At 66.0% G+C, this 20,460-nt stretch carries 15 protein-coding genes; 6 read left to right on the plus strand and 9 right to left on the minus strand.

The features are described 5' to 3' along the window. Window positions 1–50 precede the first annotated feature (50 nt). Window positions 51–848 carry a formate dehydrogenase accessory sulfurtransferase FdhD gene (gene fdhD, locus VF716_RS05845; RefSeq protein WP_020306226.1) on the plus strand — a complete coding sequence of 266 codons (798 nt, stop codon included), beginning with the start codon at window positions 51–53 and terminating at the stop codon, window positions 846–848. Next, window positions 845–3,193, plus strand: coding sequence for an FdhF/YdeP family oxidoreductase (locus VF716_RS05850; RefSeq protein ID WP_020306225.1), 2,349 nt, complete (start codon window positions 845–847; stop codon window positions 3,191–3,193). Before fdhD ends, VF716_RS05850 begins: the two co-directional genes overlap by 4 nt. Before the next feature lie 3 nt (window positions 3,194–3,196). Here VF716_RS05850 and VF716_RS05855 read toward each other — a convergent pair whose 3' ends face one another. The 4 genes from VF716_RS05855 to VF716_RS05870 form a co-directional block, all read right to left on the minus strand. After that, window positions 3,197–3,586, minus strand: coding sequence for a GFA family protein (locus VF716_RS05855; protein WP_013982647.1), 390 nt, complete (start codon window positions 3,584–3,586; stop codon window positions 3,197–3,199). Between the two features lie 119 nt (window positions 3,587–3,705). Further along, complete coding sequence (locus tag VF716_RS05860; RefSeq protein ID WP_013982646.1) at window positions 3,706–4,410, minus strand: potassium channel family protein; 705 nt, start codon at window positions 4,408–4,410, stop codon at window positions 3,706–3,708. After that, a complete protein-coding gene (locus VF716_RS05865) occupies window positions 4,400–5,728 on the minus strand; it encodes a TrkH family potassium uptake protein (RefSeq protein ID WP_192475811.1) in 1,329 nt (442 codons plus the stop codon). The genes VF716_RS05860 and VF716_RS05865 overlap by 11 nt, the downstream gene beginning before the upstream one ends. Before the next feature lie 122 nt (window positions 5,729–5,850). Continuing rightward, complete coding sequence (locus tag VF716_RS05870; protein ID WP_419186706.1) at window positions 5,851–8,304, minus strand: PAS domain-containing protein; 2,454 nt, start codon at window positions 8,302–8,304, stop codon at window positions 5,851–5,853. Window positions 8,305–8,774: 470 nt separating this feature from the next. On the opposite strand from VF716_RS05870, the gene VF716_RS05875 reads away from it, so the two are divergent. Beyond that, window positions 8,775–9,443: a TIGR04211 family SH3 domain-containing protein gene (locus VF716_RS05875; protein WP_125851328.1), complete on the plus strand. Its 669-nt coding sequence runs from the start codon at window positions 8,775–8,777 to the stop codon at window positions 9,441–9,443. Between the two features lie 5 nt (window positions 9,444–9,448). On the opposite strand, the gene VF716_RS05880 is transcribed toward VF716_RS05875, so the two are convergent. Together VF716_RS05880 and VF716_RS05885 are read right to left on the minus strand one after the other, a co-directional pair. Then, on the minus strand, window positions 9,449–9,760 hold the full coding sequence (locus VF716_RS05880) for a hypothetical protein (RefSeq protein WP_013982642.1): 312 nt from the start codon (window positions 9,758–9,760) through the stop codon (window positions 9,449–9,451). Continuing rightward, window positions 9,757–9,948 carry a hypothetical protein gene (locus VF716_RS05885; protein WP_440552205.1) on the minus strand — a complete coding sequence of 64 codons (192 nt, stop codon included), beginning with the start codon at window positions 9,946–9,948 and terminating at the stop codon, window positions 9,757–9,759. Before VF716_RS05885 ends, VF716_RS05880 begins: the two co-directional genes overlap by 4 nt. 127 nt (window positions 9,949–10,075) lie before the next feature. On the opposite strand from VF716_RS05885, the gene VF716_RS05890 reads away from it, so the two are divergent. The 3 genes from VF716_RS05890 to glgP all read left to right on the plus strand — a co-directional run bounded on the left by VF716_RS05890 (window position 10,076) and on the right by glgP (window position 16,473). Then, on the plus strand, window positions 10,076–12,655 hold the full coding sequence (locus VF716_RS05890; RefSeq protein WP_440552208.1) for a transglycosylase domain-containing protein: 2,580 nt from the start codon (window positions 10,076–10,078) through the stop codon (window positions 12,653–12,655). Window positions 12,656–12,793: 138 nt separating this feature from the next. Beyond that, the gene (locus VF716_RS05895; protein WP_213918203.1) at window positions 12,794–13,891 is read left to right on the plus strand and encodes an endonuclease/exonuclease/phosphatase family protein; all 1,098 of its coding nucleotides are present in this window, start codon (window positions 12,794–12,796) and stop codon (window positions 13,889–13,891) included. A 71-nt stretch (window positions 13,892–13,962) separates the two neighbouring features. After that, window positions 13,963–16,473: an alpha-glucan family phosphorylase gene (gene glgP / locus VF716_RS05900; protein ID WP_440552211.1), complete on the plus strand. Its 2,511-nt coding sequence runs from the start codon at window positions 13,963–13,965 to the stop codon at window positions 16,471–16,473. An 11-nt stretch (window positions 16,474–16,484) separates the two neighbouring features. On the opposite strand, the gene VF716_RS05905 is transcribed toward glgP, so the two are convergent. Genes VF716_RS05905 through kdpC form a run of 3 tightly spaced genes read right to left on the minus strand, consistent with a single transcriptional unit; the run spans window position 16,485 to window position 20,418 of the window. Then, window positions 16,485–17,180 carry a response regulator gene (locus VF716_RS05905; protein WP_049325644.1) on the minus strand — a complete coding sequence of 232 codons (696 nt, stop codon included), beginning with the start codon at window positions 17,178–17,180 and terminating at the stop codon, window positions 16,485–16,487. Then, on the minus strand, window positions 17,177–19,846 hold the full coding sequence (locus VF716_RS05910; protein WP_440552214.1) for a DUF4118 domain-containing protein: 2,670 nt from the start codon (window positions 19,844–19,846) through the stop codon (window positions 17,177–17,179). The genes VF716_RS05905 and VF716_RS05910 overlap by 4 nt, the downstream gene beginning before the upstream one ends. A 5-nt stretch (window positions 19,847–19,851) precedes the next feature. After that, entirely contained in the window at window positions 19,852–20,418 is a 567-nt protein-coding gene (kdpC, locus tag VF716_RS05915) for a potassium-transporting ATPase subunit KdpC (RefSeq protein ID WP_053527072.1), read from the minus strand. Window positions 20,419–20,460: the final 42 nt, after the last annotated feature.

Consider the following 20,460-nt stretch of genomic DNA (forward strand, 5'->3'; position numbering starts at 1 on the left):
GGCACCGTCGCTCCTAGGCTGCCTGCGTCGACCTGTCGCAGGCAGCCGCCATGCTCTACGCCACTCTGAACTCCGCCGAACCGCACGATGCACGCGCTGCGCTGTTGGCCGAGGAATGCGCGCTGGCCATCAGCTACAACGGTCTGAACCATGCCGTGATGATGGTGACGCCGCAGGATCTGGAGGAGTTCGTCATCGGCTTCAGCCTCGCTGGCGGGCTGATCGAGCGACTCGATGACCTGCGTGACCTGCGCCTGCTCGGCGACGGCAGCGCTCGCCGCGCGGACGTGCAGGTCAGCCCGCGGGCGTTCTGGACACTCAAGCAGCAGCGTCGCCAGCTCGCCGGCACCAGCGGCTGCGGACTCTGCGGGGTGGATGCGCTGGATCAGGCACTGCCTCAGCTGGTGCCGCTGCAGCCGACAGCACTGCCACCCGAAGGGCATTTCCATGAGCTGCGCCAGCGCATTGCGAGCGCCCAGCTGATGGCTCGCGACAGCGGTGCGCTGCACGCGGCGCTGTATGTCGACGGCAACGGAAAGATCGCCCTCTGCCGTGAGGACATCGGCCGGCATAACGCGCTGGACAAGCTGATCGGCGCGCTGACGCTGCAACGCCGCAAGCCGAGCGAAGGCTTCGTCGTGGTCACCAGCCGCTGCAGCCTGGAATTGATCCACAAGGCCGTGCGCGCCGGCATCGGCACGCTGGTCAGCCTCTCGGCACCGACTCAGCTCACCGTGCAGTGGGCGCGTCAGCACCACCTCAACCTCATTCATCTGCCCCACCATAGCGCTCCGCGGGTCTACAGCCCTGCGCCTGCGCTGCCCGACCAGAACGGATGTCACCCATGAGCCGCATGTCCCGCTTCCATCCCGCCACCCGCTTCCAGCCCTACGCCGGCCCGGCTGGCGGCTGGGGCGCCCTGCGCAGCGTGGCCAGCGCCTGGCTCGGCAGCGGCAATGCGCTGAAGAACATCCGCGCCATGCTCAAGACCAACCAGAACGGCGGCTTCGACTGCCCCGGTTGCGCCTGGGGCGATTCGCCGGAGGCCGGTGCGGTGAAGTTCTGCGAGAACGGCGCCAAGGCGGTGAACTGGGAAGCCACGCGCCGCCGCGTGGATGCCGCCTTCTTCGCCCGCCACAGCGTCAGCCAGCTGCGTGAGCAGAGCGATTACTGGCTCGAATACCAAGGGCGCCTCACCGAACCGGTGCGTTATGACGCGGCCAGCGACCGCTATCGGCCGATCACCTGGGATGATGCGTTCGCGCTGATCGCGCGACACCTGAACGGCCTGGCCAGCCCGCACCAGGCAGCCTTCTACACATCCGGCCGGGCCAGCAACGAAGCGGCCTACCTCTACCAGCTGTTCGGCCGCAGCTTCGGCACCAACAACTTTCCCGACTGCTCGAACATGTGCCACGAGGCCAGCGGCGTCGCCCTCACCGAATCCATCGGTGTCGGCAAGGGCACGGTAACGCTGGAAGATTTCGACCACGCCGATGCGATCTTCGTACTTGGCCAGAACCCCGGCACCAACCACCCGCGCATGCTCGAACCGCTGCGCCAGGCGCTGGAGCGCGGTGCCCAGGTGGTCTGTTTCAATCCACTGCGCGAACGCGGCCTGGAACGATTCCAGCATCCGCAGAAGCCCATCGAGATGCTCGCCAACCAGGACGCGCCAACCCACAGCCTTTACCTGCGCCCCAACCTTGGCGGCGATCTGGCCGTACTGCGCGGCATCGCCAAGTACCTGCTGCAATGGGAACGCGAAGCGCTGGGGAGCGGCGGACCGGCGGTGTTCGATCGCGACTTCATCGCCGAGCACACCCATGCCGTCGATGCCTATCTGGAGGCGATCGATGCCACGCCGTGGGCGCAGATCGAGCAGCAGTCCGGGCTCGAACGCGACGCGATCGGCCAGGCCGCCGCGATCTACCGCGACGCCGGGCGGACCATCGTCTGCTGGGCCATGGGTATCACCCAGCACCATCATTCGGTGGCGACCATCCAGGAGATCGCCAACCTGCTGATGCTGCGCGGCAACCTCGGCAAGCCTGGGGCCGGTGCCTGCCCGGTGCGCGGCCACAGCAACGTGCAGGGTGATCGCACCATGGGCATCAACGAACGCCCGCCGGCCGCACTACTGGATGCGCTGGAGCGCCATTTCGCCCTGCCGATGCCCCGCCAGCCCGGGCACAACACCGTGGAATGCATCCAGGCCATGCTGGCCGGCGAGGTGCAGGTATTCATCGGCCTGGGCGGCAACTTCGCCCAGGCCACGCCGGACAGCCCGCGCACCCGCCAGGCGTTGCGCAACTGCGCGCTGACCGTGCAAATCAGCACCAAGCTCAACCGCAGCCACCTGACCATGGGTCGCGATGCGCTGATCCTGCCCTGCCTCGGCCGCACCGACATCGACCGCCAGGCCTGCGGCCCGCAGGCGGTGACCGTGGAAGATTCGTTCAGCATGATCCACGCCTCCCGGGGCCAGCTGGAGCCCCTGTCGACGCAGATGCGTTCGGAACCCGCCATCGTCGCCGGTATCGCCGCCGCCACGCTGGGCAAGCGCCCGGTGGACTGGCTCTGGCTGGTGGAGGACTACGCACGAATCCGCGAGCTGATCGCGGCGACCATCCCGGGTTTCGCCGGCTTCGACCACCGCCTGCATCGCCCTGGCGGTTTCTATCTGGGCAACGCGGCCGCGCGTCGGGAATGGAGCACCGCCAGCGGCCGCGCCGAGTTCAAGGCGCATGCGCTGCCGGCCGACCTGTTGCCAGAGCAGGCGCGCCAGGCGGGCATCGGTGCCGATCTGATCCTGCAGACGCTGCGCTCCCACGACCAGTACAACACCACGCTGTACGGCCTGGACGACCGCTACCGCGGCGTCAGGGGGATGCGCGAGGTGGTGTTCGTCAACCCCGCCGACATCCAGCGCCTGGGCCTTGAAGCCGGCCAGCAGGTCGATCTGGTTTCGCTATGGGACGACGGTATCGAACGGCGCGTTAGCGGCTTCACCCTGCTCGCCTACGACACCCCGCAGGGTCAGGCTGCCGCCTACTACCCGGAAACCAACCCGCTGGTGCCGCTGGAAAGCTTTGGCGCGCGCAGCCATACGCCCACCTCCAAGTTCATCGCGATCCGCGTGCTGCCGGACACGCGGACGACCGAGCAGCAGCTGATCGCCAGCGGGCAATGACACTCATTCGAAGCGACTGGAATCGTCGCGGTCGTGGGGGTAGCGCCGGCTGAGCGGAAACGCTGGCAGCCAGGCTTCACGGCGCACGGTCCAGCATTCGTAGGTCGGCGTCAGCTGGTCGGGCGCATCCAGTGCGCCAAGGTGCACCTCGATCTCATCGGCGAAGCGGGAAAAAACCGATGAGCCACAGCGGGGGCAGAAATACCGTCCGGCGTATTCGGCCGTCTCGCCCTCGACGGTCACCGCATCCTGCGGGAACACCGCAGCGGCGTAGAACAGCGCGCCGTGATGCTTACGGCAGTCCAGGCAATGACAGATGCCGACTCGATAGGGCTGCCCCGCCGTCACGATGCGCACGTCGCCGCACAGGCAGCCACCGCTTAATGAATTCACTTTGTGTCTCCTCCGTCAGTGCCGAGAGCGCCGCGCCAGGGGTCGCGGGCGCACGGTCGTGGCTCGGCCGCCCGAGAAGCGTAGTCGCCTCTGGACCACCGCACTAACGAAGACCAGCTTCAGCTTCCCTTGCGCCCCTGGCCAGCGAAACGCTGGATGTCATGGGTCGGCCCCGAGACGATCAGCAGATCGCCCGGCAGCACCTGAGTGCTGGGCGTCGCGTGCTGGAAATCCTGGTTGGCCCGCTTGAGGCCGACGACGGTCACGCCGAATTTCTCGCGCACCGCCGCTGCGGCCAGGGTGCTGTTGTGGATGCGCTCGGGTGCATGGATCTTGGCGATGGCGAAGCCGTCGTCGAACTCGATGAAGTCCATCATCCGTCCGGAGATCAGGTGGGCAACCCGCTCGCCCATGTCCGCCTCGGGGTAGACCACATGATGCGCGCCGATCCGCGTTGCGATCTGCCCATGCTCGGTGGTCAGCGCCTTGACCCAGATGTCTTTGATGCCCAGTTCGGTCAGCGCCATGATGGTCATCAGGCTCGCCGCCAGGTCACTGCCGATGCCGACAATGGCGTGGGGGAAATCGGCAACGCCAAGCTGACGCAAGGCCATGACATTGGTGGAGTCGGCCTGTACCGCATGGGTCAGCAGATCGGCCCATGCATGAACGGGCTCGGCGGCCTGATCGATACCCATCACGTCATGGCCAAGGCGTGTCAGCGAGCGCGCCACCGAGCTGCCAAAGCGCCCAAGCCCGATGACCACCACACTGTCGCCTTTGGAGAACGAAAATTGCTCTGAAAACAACAATTTAGCCAACAATTGGGTGTTCCTCCGGATAGCGGTAAGGCATGCGGTGCTCGCCCAGCGCGAGCGAGGCGGCCAGGGTGATGGTGCCGACCCGGCCGACGTACATGAGCAGCGTCAGCATCAGCTGGCTGGTCTCCGGCAGATCGGCGGTGATACCGGTGGACAGGCCGACGGTGCCGAATGCGGAAATGACTTCGAAGATCACCTGATCGGTGGGAATGTCGGTGTCACGCAGGATGACCAGCGTACCGAGCACGACCATGGCGCTCCCCAGCACCAGCACGGTGATCGCCTGGCGCTGGGCCGAACTGCCGACCCGGCGGCCGAACGCTTCGGTGTCGGCCCTGCCGCGGATCTCGGCGATCACCAGCAGCGCCAGGATGGCCACGGTTCCGACCTTCACCCCACCGGCAGTACCGGCACTGCCGCCACCGATGAACATCAGGAAATAGTGCAGCGCCCAGCTCTCATGGGTCAGCGCGCCGATATCGAGCGCATTGAAACCGGCCGTACGCGCCGAGACTGAAACGAAGGCTGCCGAAAGAAGCTTGTCGGCCCAGGCCATTGGACCGAGCGTACCCGGATTGGACCACTCGAACAGCAGCACTGCCATGAAACCGCCCACCAGCAGCACTACGGTCCCCGACAGCGTCAGCTTGGTGTGCAACGACCAGTGCCGCGGGTCCGACCACCTGCGGCGCAGGTCGTTGAGAACGGGGAAGCCGATACCGCCAATGATGATCGCGCTCATCACCGGCAGCAGGATGAATCCATCGGTGGCGTAGCGCACAAGGCCGTCGACGTGGATGGAGAAGCCGGCATTGTTGAACGCCGATACGGCATGGAACAGACCGCTCCAGGCGGCCTCGCCCCAGCCAAGCCCGTACGACAGATGCAGGCGCAGGGTCAGCAGCAGCATGACCGCCAGCTCCATCACCAGCGTGACGACCAGCACCAGTTTCGCCACGCTGCTGATGTCGCCCAGCCCCAGTACATGGGACTCGGCCTGTGCGATCAGCTTAGCGCGCAAGCGGAACGATCGGTTGACCAGCAAGCCCAGCAGGGTCGCCAGGGTCATCATGCCGAAGCCACCGAGCTGGAACAGCGCCATGATCACGACCTGGCCGAAGGTCGACCAGTAGGTGCCCGTATCGACCACCACCAGACCGGTGACGCAGACCGCCGAGACAGCGGTGAAGAAGGCCGTGAGCAACGGGCCGGTCTCGCCGCTGGCATGGGCTATGGGTAACGAGAGCAGCGCTGTGCCGCAGAGGATGGCGAACAGAAAAACGAGAGCAACGGTCCTGCCTGGGTGCAGCAATGATTTCATTCGACCCGCGCCAACAGATCCGGGAAAGGAGAACGGGCCGTCCGACCGGCGGCCCGTGAGCAGAGCGAGAGGCTATGCCCATTGATCCGTTTGTTCAACTGGCAGTGGCAAGGCAGCAAGCGCTAGCCGCGTAAAAGCTCGAGCACCCGGGTGGCAAGGATGTCGATGGAGAACGGCTTGGTCAGCACCTGCATTCCGGCACCGAGAGAGCTGTTGCCCAGCGCCGCGCTTTCCGCATAGCCGGTGATGAACAGGGTCTTCAGGCCGGGGCGCACCTCCCGCCCGGCATCGGCCATCTGCCGCCCGTTCATGCCCCCTGGCAGGCCGACATCGGTGATCAGCAGGTCGATACCGACATCCGACTGCAGCAGCTTCAACCCGGTGAGGCTGTCAGCCGCCTCGATCAGGGTGTAGCCCAGATCACCCAGCACGTCGGTCAGCAGCAGGCGTACCGTCGGCTCATCATCGACGATGAGGATCGTCCCGCAGGAGCCGGTGAGCGCTGCGGCCGACTGCGCCGGGGCCGCAGTGCTGGCACCCGCCTCGCCGTGATAGCGCGGTAGATGAATACACATCGACGTGCCTTTGCCGAGTTCCGAACTGATACGCACCTGCCCGCCGGACTGCTTGGCGAACCCGTAGATCATCGAAAGGCCGAGGCCGGTGCCCTCGCCGATCGGCTTGGTGGTGAAGAAGGGGTCGAACGCCTTGGCGATCACGCCAGGCGCCATCCCGGTACCGGTGTCGGTCACCGTCAACGACAGGTATTCACCGGCCGGCAAGTCGTTGGCCAGCGCCGCCTCCGCGTCCAGCCACTGGTTTGCCGTCTCGATGATGATACGACCGCCGTCCGGCATGGCATCGCGCGAATTGATGCACAGATTGAGGATGGCGTTCTCCAGCTGGCTGGCATCCACCGATGCCGACCAGAGGTCGGGAGCACTGACGGTCTCGACCAGAATACTCGGCCCTACCGTGCGCTGGATCAGCTCGGTCATGCCTTCGACCAGCAGGTTCACGTCCAACGGCCGCGGATCGAGCGTCTGCCGGCGTGAAAACGCCAGCAGCCGATGGGTCAGCGCGGCGGCGCGCTTGGCCGCGCTCTGTGCAGCCAGCATGTACTTGTCGATATCGTTGAGCCGCCCCTGGGCGATCCGCATGCCCATCAGATCCAGCGCACCGCTGATGCCGGCCAGCAGGTTGTTGAAGTCATGTGCCAGCCCGCCGGTGAGCTGACCGACCGCCTCCATTTTCTGCGACTGACGCAGTTTTTCCTCGGCATGGATCAGCTCGGCCGTGCGCTCGGCGACGCGCAGCTCCAGGGTATCGTTCAGAGCGCGCAGCGCCGCGGTGGCACGGTCGCGTTCGGCCTCGATGGAGCGTCGGTCTTCCACATCGATCAGCACGCCCGGAAAGCTCAGCGCGATGCCTTCCGGCGAGTGGTCGACGCGGCCGTTGGCTTCGATCCAGTAGTAACGACCGTCGGCACGGCGGACCCGATACTGATGGGCGTAGGCTCCGCCACGGGCAATGACTTCGTCGATGGCAGCGATCAGTCCGGGGCGATCCTCCGGGTGCACGCTAGTGATGATCTGCTCCAGGCTCAGCCTCTCGCGCCCCAGCGCCGGGTCCAGGCCGAACCCACGGGCGAAACCCTCGTCGACGGTGAACCGGTCGGTCCGCAGATCCCAGTTCCAAGTGCCGATGATGGCCCCGGCCGCCAGCGCCAACTGGACGCGCTGGACGTTCTCGCGCGCCAGGGACTCGCTGACGCGCAGGCGATCCTCGGCATCGTGCCGCTGGGTGACGTCGTTGAAGAGAATGGCGATGCGGCGGTCTGCCGGCGCACCTACCCGGACCGCCCGCACATCGAACCAGCGACCGAACGCTTGCGCGTAACTTTCGAAGCTGGCCGGCTCGCCGGTCTTGGCGACGTGGCCATAGGCATCGAACCAGAACCGTTCCAGCTCCGGCGCGAATTCGGTCACCCATTTGCCGTGCAGGTCGACGCCGGTCTGCCGCTCGAACGCCGGATTGACCTCGACGAACTGGTAGTCCACCGGCCGATCATCGGCGTCGAACTTGACCTGGACGATGGCGAAGGCGGCTTCGATGGTCTGCAGGATAGCGCTGAAGCGCTCCTCGCTCTGGCGCAATGCCGCTTCGGCGGCGCGAACGCGGGTCAGGTCGAGCATCGCACCGATCATGCGTACGGCGCGCCCGTGCTCGTCACGGATCACATGGCCTCGATCGAGAATCTCCGCATAGGAGCCATCCACACGGCGGAAGCGATATTCGTCGTTCCAGGCAGTCTGGCCGCCATCGAGTACGGCATGAATCGAAGCGTCGATGCGGCCGCGGTCGTCCGGGTGGATATGCGCCAGCCACCAGTCGCCGGTGCACTCGATGCTGGCCAGCGGATGGCCGTAGGCCTGCTCCAGCGCGTCGTTCCAGAGCACATGATCGCTGTCCAGGTCCCAATCCCAGACGGCATCGTTGGTTGCCTTGGCCGCCAGGCGATAGCGCACCTCGGTGTCGCCGATGGCGCGCTCCTCCAGCGCTGCGCGCAAGCGCACCACCTCGGCCACGAGCTCCTCGCGGGTAAGATTTTCCAGAGCTGCTCCCCCTCTTCCATAGCCTTGACCAGGGGCGGACCACTACCCGTCATGTAATGCCGGCATCAGACCAGAAACGACCGGGTTTTGCACACCGGCAGTCGCAACCACGAGGCATGACGTCGAGTCGGCCAGTGCGCCTGTTGCCTCGCCTGCCCTCCATGTCCTGCCGCCTATCGGCTGCGCTCGCATGCCTGAACTTTCCCCGCGGCGGGCTGTCATTCAGCTGATGCACCATACGGAGCGGCAGCTGCGCGCTCCGTTGAAGGCGCGCTGTGCTTCGCGCGCCCGGCTGCGGTCAACCGACCCGCCCGGCTGTTTCCGATGCGCCTGTCGTCCGGTATTCGACAGCGCCCCAGCGGGGCCAGGTGCAGCCAACCCCACTGCCCCGCCCCGGGGACTTATTCTTCTTCCAATATCGCGAATCTTTCATGTCCATATCTCTTCATCTTTCTGCCTTGCTTTCCCGCTTCACTTCGCGCCATTTCATCGGCGCCGGCCTGTTTGGCGCGCTGCTGGCCACAACGCCGATCCATGGCCAGGAAAACAATGACAGCAACGCTCGCTGGGTCAGTGACAGTCTGAATACTTTCGTTCGCAGTGGTCCCACCGATGGCTATCGCATCGTCGGCACCCTGACCTCTGGCCAGAAGGTCGAGTTGATCAGCACCCAGGGTGACTACAGCCAGGTACGCTCCGAATCGGGCAGCACCGTGTGGATTCCCAGCAGGGAGCTGCAGAAAGTGCCCGGCCAGGCCGAGCGTCTGCCGCAACTGGAGCAGCAGGTCGCCGAACTCAGCGAGCAGCTCAAGACCATCGACGACAGCTGGAAGGTCCGCGTGCAGGGCATGCAGGAAACCCTGGATTCGCGCAAGGCGCTGATCGACGAGCTCGAAGCCCGGCGCATGACCCTCGAGACGGCACTGACCGAAGCACAGTCGGAACTGCGCGCCACCCAGGCCCGCCTCGGTGACGAGAACAAGCAGGTCCTCATGCAGTACATGGTCTACGGCGGCAGCATTGCCGGTGCCGGGTTGCTGGTGGGCCTGATCCTGCCGTCGTTGACCCGTGGCCGCAAACGCAACGATCGCTGGTTCTGAGCCGCTCAGGCCAGATGGCTGGCCAGCAGATAGTAGATGGCAGCCGCCAGCAGCGTGCTGCCCATCAACCCGATGCGCCCCTGCACGGCCAGCACCGCGACAGCCATCAGCGCCAGCCCGCCGGCCACGGGTGAGCTGCCGATTTCGCTGTAGACGACATACACGGCGAGATTGACGAACACGGCCATCGGCATCACCTGTCCGACCAGGTGCAGCCCCCGTTCGCCCAGCGAGAGGCGAACGAATGCGGGCACTATGCGCACCAGCACGCTGGTGGTCGAAAGGGCAGCCATGGCGACCAGCGCTGCATCGTTCATGACCGACGCCTGCCCAGCAGCCAGGTCGCCAGCAGCACGCCGGGGACCCAGAAATACACCGGCCCGAGCAGCAGGATCAGCCCGCTCGCCCCTGCGACAACGAACGCGATCCGCATCAACGCGACCTGCCGATCGTGCTGCAACGAACCGATCCGGCTCCTGAGCTGCGACACGGCCAGATACAGCAACACTGCACTCCCGGAAGAGTCTCAGGCCGGGCTGACGATCAACGACTGCCGTGGGCTGCCGCTCTATACCAACAGCTATCCACGCCAGTATTACGAACGTTTCGAGGACATCCCCCCGCTCGTGGTGATGAGCCTGCTGTTCATCGAGGATCGTGGCCTGCTCGACGCCAGCCGGCCGAACGCCAACCCGGCGGTGGACTGGCCGCGGTTCACCAAGGCTGCCATCAGCCAATTGGAAAAGCGTCTGGGCCTCGGCGGCCAGGCCGCTGGCGGCAGCACCCTGGCCACTCAGGTGGAAAAGTATCGTCACTCCCCCGAGGGGCGCACCGGTGATCCGCAGGAAAAGATCCGGCAGATGGTCTCCGCCAGCGTACGGACCTACCGCGAAGGCCCGCAGACGCTCGCCACCCGCCAGCGCATCGTGCGTGACTACCTCAACAGCGTGCCGCTTTCCGCCGCACCGGGTCACGGCGAAGTGCACGGTATCGCCGACGGCCTGCGGCTCTGGTTCGGTGCCGACTTCCGCGAGGTCAACCGCCTGCTCGATCCGCGCAGCCCGGAAGCGGTCGACCAGCAGGCCCGTGGCCTGGCGCTGCGTCAGGTGCTGTCGCTGCTGATCGCTCAGCGCCGGCCCTCCTATTACCTGGGCGCGGGCCGCGAGGAAATGGCGGCCCTGACCGACAGCCATATTCGCCTGCTGGCCAACGGCGGCATCATCGACACGGCCCTGCGCGATGCCGCGCTGAGCCAGCGCGTCGTGGCGCAGAACCCCAATCGCGACGCGGCGATCCAGCCCGTGGAAGCCACCAAGGGCATCACCGTGGCGCGCATGCGCCTGGCCGGTCTGCTCGGCCTGCCGCTGTATGACCTGGACCGGCTGGACCTCACCGCCAGTACGTCGTTGCAGGGTGATCTGCAGAGCCAGATCAGCGAATACCTGGTGCGCCTGGCCGATCCGGCCTTCGCCGAGTCGGTCGGTCTGTTCGGCGACCGCATGCTCTCGCCGGAGAAGACCGGCGACGTGCGCTACAGCTTCACGTTGTTCGAGCGCGGCGAAGAAGGCTTCCGTGTGCGGGTGCAGACCGACAACACCAACCAGCCGTTCGACATCAACGAAGGCAGCAAGCTGGAACTGGGCTCGACGGCCAAGCTGCGGGTGCTGACTACCTACCTGGAAGTCATCGCCGAGCTGCACCAGCGCTATTCCGAACTCAGCGCGAGCGAACTGCGCAAGATCGACGCGCGAGCCAACCTCAGCCGCTGGGCCATCGACTATCTGGCAACCAATAACGATCGCAGCCTGGAGCGCATGCTCGATGCCGCATTGGAGCGCCGCTACTCGGCGAGCCCGGCCGAGCGCTTCTTCACCGGCGCCGGCATGCACCGCTTCGGCAACTTCCGCCGCGAAGACGACGGGCGCATTCCCACGGTGCGCGAGTCGCTGCGCGAGTCGATCAACCTGCCCTTCGTGCGCCTGATGCGCGACCTGGTCAGCTACAGCACCTACGAAACCATCAACAGCGCCGAGTTGCTGAGAGACGACAAGGACCCGCGCCGCCAGGAATACCTGACCCGCTTCGCCGACCGCGAGGGCTCGGTGTTTCTGCAGCGGTTCTGGAAGAAATACCGCAACAAGAGCGCCGACGAGCGTATCGAGACCTTCCTTCAGGGCATGCGCCCGACGCCCGTACGCCTGGCTGCCGTGCATCGCTACCTGATGCCGGATGCCGAACGCGCAGTGTTCGACCGCTTCCTCAAGCAGCACCTGCCGGATGCGGCCCTAAGCGAGAAGGAACTCGATTCGCTATACACCCGTTACGGTCCGGGCGCCTACAGCCTGCCCGATCAGGCCTATATCGCCCGCACCCATCCGCTGGACCTGTGGCTGCTCGGCTATCTGATCGCCAACCCGCAGGCAACGCTCTCCGAAGTGGTCGCCGACAGCCGCGCCGAGCGCCAGGAAGTCTATGGCTGGCTGTTCCGCAGCCGCCACAAGAGCGCGCGCGACAGTCGCATCCGCATCATGCTGGAGGTGGAAGCATTCACCGATATCCATCGGCGCTGGCAGCGCCTGGGCTATCCGTTCGACAACCTGGTGCCGTCGCTGGCTACCGCGCTTGGCAGTTCCGGAGACCGGCCGGCCGCGCTGGCCGAGCTGATGGGCATCATCCTCAACGACGGTGTCCGCCTGCCCAGCGTGCGTATCGACAACCTGCACTTCGCCGAGGGCACGCCATACGAGACGCGCTTGGGCTTCGTGGCCGGATCCGGCAAGCGCGTGATGCCGGTGGAAGTCGCACGGGCGCTGCAGGATGCGCTGGCCAATGTGGTCGAAGGTGGCACGGCGCGGCGTTTGCAAGGTGCCTTCAAGCAGGAGGATGGCAGCGCGCTGCGCATCGGTGGCAAGACCGGGACCGGCGACAACCGCATCCAGAGCGTCGGCGCCGGCGGCCGGCTGATCAGTTCGCTGGCGCTGAACCGCACCGCCACCTTCGTCTTCTATCTGGGGCCGAATCACTTCGGCACGCTGACGGCCTATGTGCCGGGCCGGGCCGCCGACAGCTTCCGCTTCACCTCGGCGCTGCCGGTACAGACCCTCAAGGGCATGGCGCCGATCCTGCAGCCGTACCTGCAAGGCGCGAACAGCCTGTGCCAGCCCGAGCACCTGCCGGCACTGACCAGCGGCATGCTGTCAGCGGAGAACTGACCGCCCAGACAGTCCCCGTCCACTCGGGGCCTGTTTTTTCTTGCGACGCTTCGCCTGTTTGCCTGTCGAATGCCTCGGCCCTTGCCCGTCGATGTGCAAGGCCGCCGCCGTAACGATCGGCCGACAATGGGAAACGTCATGCTCGAAGGGATATTGCTGGCCAGCACAGGCCTTTTCGCATTCGTCACACTGCTGCCTCTCTGGCGGCATCGCGCCTGGTGGGTGCGCGTATGGGAGTTTCCACGCCTGCAGCTCGCCACACTGCTGGCGGTACTGCTGGTCGCGCAGGCGCCGCTGCTGGACTATGGCCAGCCCTGGCATCTGCTCGCCTCGCTGACCAGCGCCGCCTGCCTGATCTATCAGCTCTGGTGGATCGCGCCCTACACCCGCCTGTGGCGCAACGAGGTGTTGCGTGCCGAGCCAGACGCCCTGGGGCCACGCATCCGCGTGATGGCCACCAACGTGCTGGGGCCCAATCGCCAGGCCGAGTGCCTGCTGGCGCTGGTGCACGAGTACCGACCCGACGTGCTGGTGACGCTGGAAACCGACTCTTGGTGGGAAGCACACCTGGACCAGCTGAGCGACGACTATCCCCACAGTATTCACTGCCCGCAGGACAACCTCTACGGCATGCACGTGTATTCGCGCCTGCCGCTGGAGGAGCCGGAACTCAAGTTCCTGGTGGAAGACGACGTACCCTCCATGCATGCACGGGTGCGTGTCGATGACAGCCTTTCGGTGCGCATGCATTTCCTGCATCCGGCGCCTCCCAGCCCCACGGAGAACGACGAGTCCACCGAGCGCGACGTGGAACTGCTGGTGGTGGCCAGAAGCATCCAGCACAGCGATGACCCGATCATCGTGACCGGCGACCTCAACGATGTGGCCTGGTCGCCGACCACCCGGCTGTTCCGCAAGATCAGCGGGCTGCTGGACCCACGCGTGGGCCGCGGCATGTACAACACCTTCCATGCCCATCACTGGTTCCTGCGCTGGCCGCTGGACCACTTCTTTCACAGTGCGCACTTCCGTTTCGTCCGCCTGCTGCGCCTGCCGGACATCGGCTCCGATCATTTCCCGGTGTTCATCGAGCTGCAGTACGACCCGAAGCACACTGAAGAGCAGCAAGGGCTCGAGGCTGATCGTGATGACCAGCGGCAGGCCGCCGAGACCATAGCCGAAGAACCGGCAACATCGCAGGATGTGCCACAACCCGAGGCCGGGCCGCGCCGCTGAGGGTTATCCCCGCTACGCGCAAGGCCTATACTGGACGAGACAGCGCTCACCGGTTCAGAAGAGAGGTTCCTTTGGCACCTGCATCCGATCGCCCCGCCCTCACACCCGACACCCTGCGCGAACTGGCTTTCGACCAGTCGATTCGCTGGACCAGCCAGAACGATGACCTCTGGCAGCTGATCGACAACGACCTCTGGGCGCTGACCCGCAATCCCAGCCTGATCCTCAGTACCGTGCCGGAGCAGAAGCTGGAGGCGCTGCTGCGCCGCGTCGACTGCCACCGCCTGGTGGACGGCATCGTCAAGGCGCGCCAGGCACGGCTGGAGCAGCCGACCTGGTTCGCCAGCCAGCAGTACGGCGAACGCCTCGCGCGAGTCGCCTACTTTTCCATGGAATACATGCTCAGCGAAGCCTTGCCGATCTATTCCGGCGGTCTCGGCAACGTCGCCGGGGACCAGCTCAAGGCCGCCAGCGACCTCGGCGTGCCGGTCACCGCGGTGGGCATGCTCTGGCAGCACGGCTACTTCCGCCAGAGCATCGGCCCGGACGGCCGACAGCAGGCGCTGTACCCGGTCAACGACACCCGGCAGATGCCCATCGAGCCGCTGCATGACGCCAGCGGCGCGCCTCTGAGGCTGGCCATACAGCTGCCGGGGTTGCAGATCTGGCTGCGCGGCTGGCAGGCCCGGGTCGGCCTCAATCGCCTGCTGCTGCTCGATACCAATGACCCCGCCAATCCACCCATCGCGCGGCTGATCGCCAGCGAACTCTATGGCGGCGACAACGAGATGCGCCTGCGCCAGGAACTGGTGCTGGGCATCGGCGGCTGGCGCTTGCTGGAAGCCGCCGGCCTGCAGCCCGATGTGCTCCACCTGAACGATGGCCATGCCGCATTCGCCGTGCTGGAGCGGGCGCGCAGCCATATGGCCCGGGAGCGGGTCTCCTTCGCCGTGGCCCTCAATGCGACGCGCGCCGGCAATCTGTTCACCACCCATACACCGGTCGAAGCCGGCTTCGATCGCTTTCCGCCCGAGCTGGTGAGCCAGTATCTGGAGCGCTATGCCGAATACGAGCTGGGCATTTCCATGCAGACGCTGCTGGCCATGGGGCGCAAGCAGCCGCAGGACTCCCACGAGCCGTTCAACATGGCCTACCTGGCCACCCGCGGGGCGGGCGCAGTCAATGCAGTCAGCCAGCTGCACGGGCACACCAGCCGCTACATCTTCCGCGAACTGTATCCGCGCTGGCCGCTGGCGGCGGTACCGGTCGGGCATGTCACCAACGGCATCCACCTGCCGACCTGGGTGTCGCCGAATGCCGAAGCCCACTGGTACGAGCTGCACGGCGACGAGATTCCTTGGCGCGGCATCGACCACGCTTCGGTGGACGAACTGCTGGCCCAGGTCGACGACCGCTGGCTGTGGCAGATCCGCCAGCATGCGCGTAACGAACTGCTCGGCTTCGTGCGCAGCCATCTGGCCCGCAGCCTGGCCGTGCATGGCGCCTCGCCAGCGGACATCGAAGTGGCCGGTTCACGCCTGCATCCGGAACGGCTGACGCTTGGCTTCGCCCGTCGCTTCGCCAGTTACAAGCGCCCCAACCTGCTGCTGCAGGACCCCGAACGGCTGGCGCGCATCCTCAACCACCGCAGCTGCCCGGTGCAGTTGCTGGTGGCTGGCAAGGCGCATCCGGCCGACCGCGCCGGGCAGGCGTTGCTGACCGAGTGGCAACGTTTCGCCGCCAGGCCCGACATCGCCGGCCGCGTGGTCTTTCTCGAGGACTACGACATGCGAATCGCCAGACACCTGGTGCAAGGCGTGGACGTCTGGCTGAACACGCCGAGGCGGCCCTGGGAGGCCAGCGGCACCAGCGGCATGAAGGTGCTGGCCAATGGCGGCCTGAACCTGTCGCAACTCGACGGCTGGTGGGCCGAAGCCTACGCCACCGACCTCGGCTGGGCCGTTGGCGATGGCCTCGAATACGGCCCGGAGCACGATGAAGTGGATGCCGAGCAGCTCTATCAGCTGCTGGAAACCCAGGTAGTCCCCACTTTCTACGCCCGTGACGATGAAGGGGTGCCCACCGCCTGGGTGCAACGCATGCGGCGCAGCATGAGCGCGCTGGTCGAGCGCTTTTCCGCCGATCGAACCGTGCGCGAATACACCGAACAGTATTACCTGCCCATGGCGACGGCCTACCGCCGGCGCTGCGCCGATGGTTCGGCGATGGCCAGCACACTGTCGCACCAGCTCAGCCGTCTGCGCAGCTACTGGCATGAACTGGCCTTCACCGGTGTGCAATGGGCCCGCGAGAACGGCCGGTATCAGGTCGAAGCACGTTTGAACCTGGGCCACATCGATCCGCAGCATATCGCCGTGCAACTCTACGCGGAGGGTCGGAACGCAGCGCCCGCCGAGATCCATCCGCTCAACCTTGCGCAGCATGAGGCTACGTTCGCCACCTTCCGCGGCCACTTCCCCGCCGACCGTCCGGAGACGGACTACACCGCGCGGATCATCCCCGGCAGCACGCTGGGCCTGACCGTACCGCTGGAGCTTGGGCTGATTCACTGGCAGCGATGACTGCCTGTGGCTCAGGCATCGCTGATCAGCCGGTAGCCGACCCCGGCCTCTGTGACGATGAAACGCGGTGCGGCGGGATCATCGCCGAGCTTCTGGCGCAGGTGGCCGATCACGACGCGCAGATAGTGACTGTCTCCAGCATGGCTGGGGCCCCAGACGATCTTCAGCAGATGCTGCTGGGTGACTACCCGCCCGGCGTGGCGGGCAAGTTCGGCGAGCAAGGCGTACTCCTTCTTCGTCAAGCTCACCACTCGCTCGCCCAGGCTGACCCGCCTGAATGCCAGGTCGATGCACAGTGCCCCGCAGAGCACCTGACCGGGGCTGTTCGTGGTCGACTGGGGCAGGCGCAACAGCGCGCGTACCCGCGCAAGAAATTCCTGAATGCCGAACGGCTTGGTGACGTAGTCATTGGCGCCGGCATCGAGCGCCCTGACCTTTTCCGCCTCGCTGGAACGAACCGAAAGCACGATCACCGGTACCCGGGTCCAGCTGCGCAGCTCGCCAAGTACCTCCTTGCCGTCCATATCCGGCAAGCCGAGGTCCAGTACCACCAGGTCGGGCTGCTCCAATGCGGCGCGCGCCAATCCATCGCGCCCGTCCGTGCTTTCCAGCACCCGATAGCCCTGGGAAGCGAGGCTGATGCGCAGGAATTTCCGAATCTGCGGCTCATCGTCGATGATCAGTACGGATGCCGAATCGCCACTCACGTCAGGTCGCTCTCCATGTCCATTGCCGGCTGAGGCTGCAATGGCAGCTCCAGCGTCACGCTGGCACCTCGCCCGTCGAGCCCTTCGCCCACGGCCACGCGCCCCCCATGGGCACCGATCATTCCCTGGCAGATGGCGAGCCCCAGTCCAGTCCCGGGTCCGCCACGATCGCCACGCGCCGCTGTATAGAACATGTCGAAGATCTTCTCCCGCTCCGCCTCGGGGATACCGGGCCCTTCATCGCTGACGACGAAGCGCAGGGCGTTCGACCCGGCGTCTACAGCCACCTGCAGCCGGCCAGCTGGGGGCGAGAACCGCGCGGCATTTTCCAGCACATTGACCAGCGCCTGTTCGATCAGTGCCGGATGCACATACAGCAACGGCAGCGGATCGGGCAGCAGGACCTCGACTCGAAGCTCGGCCAGCACGCGCTGCAGGCGTTGCAACGCGCTGGCGACGATATCGCCTGGTGCGACCCAGTCGCGGATAAGCTTGAGACCACCATGCCCCAGACGGGTCATGTCCAGCAGATTCTGGATGTAGCGATCCAGGCGTTCAGCCTCGTCACGCGTAGTCTCCAGCAGCTCCCGCTGGTCGTCCTCGCTCATGCTGTGTCCCAGGCTCGCCAGGCAGTCGATGGAGCCGCGCATGGCCGTCAGCGGCGTGCGCAGGTCATGCGAGACAGAGGCCAGCAATGCGCTGCGCAGCTCTTCGGTCTGCCCATGCAGACGAGCCGCTTCGAGTTCATCGGCGAGCATCGCGCGCCCCAATGCCTGGGCCAGCGGCTGGGCCAGGGCGCAGACGAGACGGCGTCTGTCCGGCGGCAACCGTCCCTGGGCGAACGTTCGAATACCCAGCAGGCCGAGAGGCTGTCCGTCACCGCTCAAGGGCAGCCACCACCAGTGCCCCTCCGGCAGGGTATCCGTGCCCTGCCCTGCCTGCTGACCATGCTTCCAGGCCCACTGCGCAGCAGCCTGCTCCTGCTCGGTGAGTGACGGCAAAAGGTCTCCCTTGAATATCCACGCGGCCTGTTTGTCACGCATGGCCACCAGCGCCTCGATGTCAGCCAGCAGTTGCAACTGGTGGACCGCGACGCTGCAGACCGCCTGCACATCGGTGGCAGCACCCAACCGGCGCGAGAGCTCGAGCAAAGCCGTGGTTTGCGCCTGGGTCTGACGCAACGCTTCCAGCTGCCGCTTCTGGCGACTGGCAAGGTTGCCGGCCAGGATTGCCATCAACAGGAAGAAAAGCAATGTCAGGACGTCTTCCTGACGAGCCACGATAAAAGTGAACGTGGGCGGGATGAACAGGAAGTCGTAAAACAGGAACGACAGCCCCGCACACGCCAACGCCGGCCCGAGGCTGCTGCGGACCGCAACCACCAGCACGGCCGCGAGGAATACCAGGGATATGTTCGGCAGTGCCAGGTAGCGCGCCAGCACCAGCGCGATCGCAGTGGCACTGAGGGTGGCGAGCCCGGCGAGCAAGTAGTTGCGCCAGTCCCATCGTCCAGTTCGCTGGCGCGCCGCTTTGCGCTGCGTGGGTTTCGTCTGATCGAGCACGCTGACCTCGAGCCCATCGCCCGCCGCGATCAGCTGCTCGGCGATGGACTGCCCGAACCGCCCGGGCCAGCGTCGCCGTGGTCGTTTGCTCCGGCCGACCAGCAACAGCGAGGCGCGGCGCTCACGGGCATGATCGATCAGTGTCCGGGACACCCGCGCCCCACTCAGCTCCACTACCTCTCCGCCCAAGCGTTCAGCCAGTTGCTGGGCCGCCTGCAGATAACCCAGCTCGGTTTCCTCGCGCGCCGCACCAAGGGTCACGTGGACTACCGACCAAGGCAGGTGGCGGCGCTCGGCCACCCGAGCGGCATGGCGCACCAGCCCCTCGGCTGACTCGTCAGCGTCGATGCCGACCAAAAGGCGGCCACGTACCGCCGGCGCTCGCTGCCCCTGTAACCGGTAACGGCGATGCAGATCGGCGTCGACTCGTGCGGCGGCGGTTTGCATCGCCAGTTCACGCAGGGCCGTGAGGTTGGTCTGGGTGAAAAAGGCGTCGATGGCCGCCCGCGCCTGTTCGGGCACATACACCTTGCCCTCACGCAGGCGCTCGAGCAGCTCGCGGGGCGGCAGGTCCACCAGCAGGATGTCGTCGGCCTCATGCAGGATCCAATCCGGCACCGTTTCCCGGACCTGGACGCCGGTGATGGCGCGAACCTGGTCATTGAGGCTCTCGAGATGCTGGACGTTCACCGTCGTGTAGACATCGATCCCGGCTTCGAGCAGCTCCAGGACGTCCTGCCAACGCTTGCTATGTCGGCTGCCGGGGGCGTTGCTATGCGCCAGCTCATCGACCAGTGCGATGTCGGGGCGCACCGCGAGCAGGCCGTCCAGGTCCAGCTCGAACAGGGTTATGCCACGGTACTCGCTGCGGCGCAGCGGCTGGTCGGCAAGCCCGACCAGCATGGCTGCGGTTTCCGCCCGACCATGAGTCTCCACCACCCCCACGCGTACGTCGCGGCCAAGACGGCGCTGGCGTTGCGCGGCCTGGAGCATGGCGTATGTCTTGCCTACACCAGGCGCCGCACCGAGAAACACCTTGAGTTGCCCGCGCCCCTCCCTGGGAGCCTCGTCGAGCAGCGCATCCGCGCGCATGGCATCGCTCATTCACATCACTCGCTGGAATCAGGCGAGCGATTGTCAGCCAATGCAAGGTTCAGGGCCAGTACGTTCACCACGGCGGGGCCCACCATCGGCGAGCTCAGGTGTGCCTGTAGCAGACGCTCCAACGACTCGGCCGGCATGCCTCGCGCCTGGGCGACGCGGGCGATCTGGTAGCGCGCCGCGGCCAACGTCAGGTGGGGGTCCAGTCCACTGGCAGAGGTCGTCACCAGCTCCATGGGCACCGGCTGCCCGGTGCCGCCATTCCAGGCCTGTATTCGCTGGCGAACCTGCGCAAGCAGCTCGGGGTTGCTTGGCGCCAGGTTGCTTGCACCACTGGCGACGGTGGCGTAGTCCGCAGCCGAAGGCCGCGGCAGGAACCACTCGGCGCCCTGGAACGGCTGAGCCAGCAAGGCGCTGCCGCGAACCTGGCCACTGCCATCGCGCAGCAGGCTGCCGTTAGCCGCCTCGGCCATGGCCAGCTGCGCAACGGCCGTGACGGTCAGCGGATAGGCTGCCCCCGTGACCAGTGTCATCAGGGCCAGTGAGGCAATGGCGGGGCGAATGTGTTCGAACATGCTTGTCATCTCCCTAACAGCGCCACGATGGCGCGACAGTTC

This window comes from Stutzerimonas sp. Brlt_14 (assembly GCF_051948915.1).
Taxonomy (GTDB): Bacteria; Pseudomonadota; Gammaproteobacteria; order Pseudomonadales; family Pseudomonadaceae; genus Stutzerimonas; species Stutzerimonas stutzeri.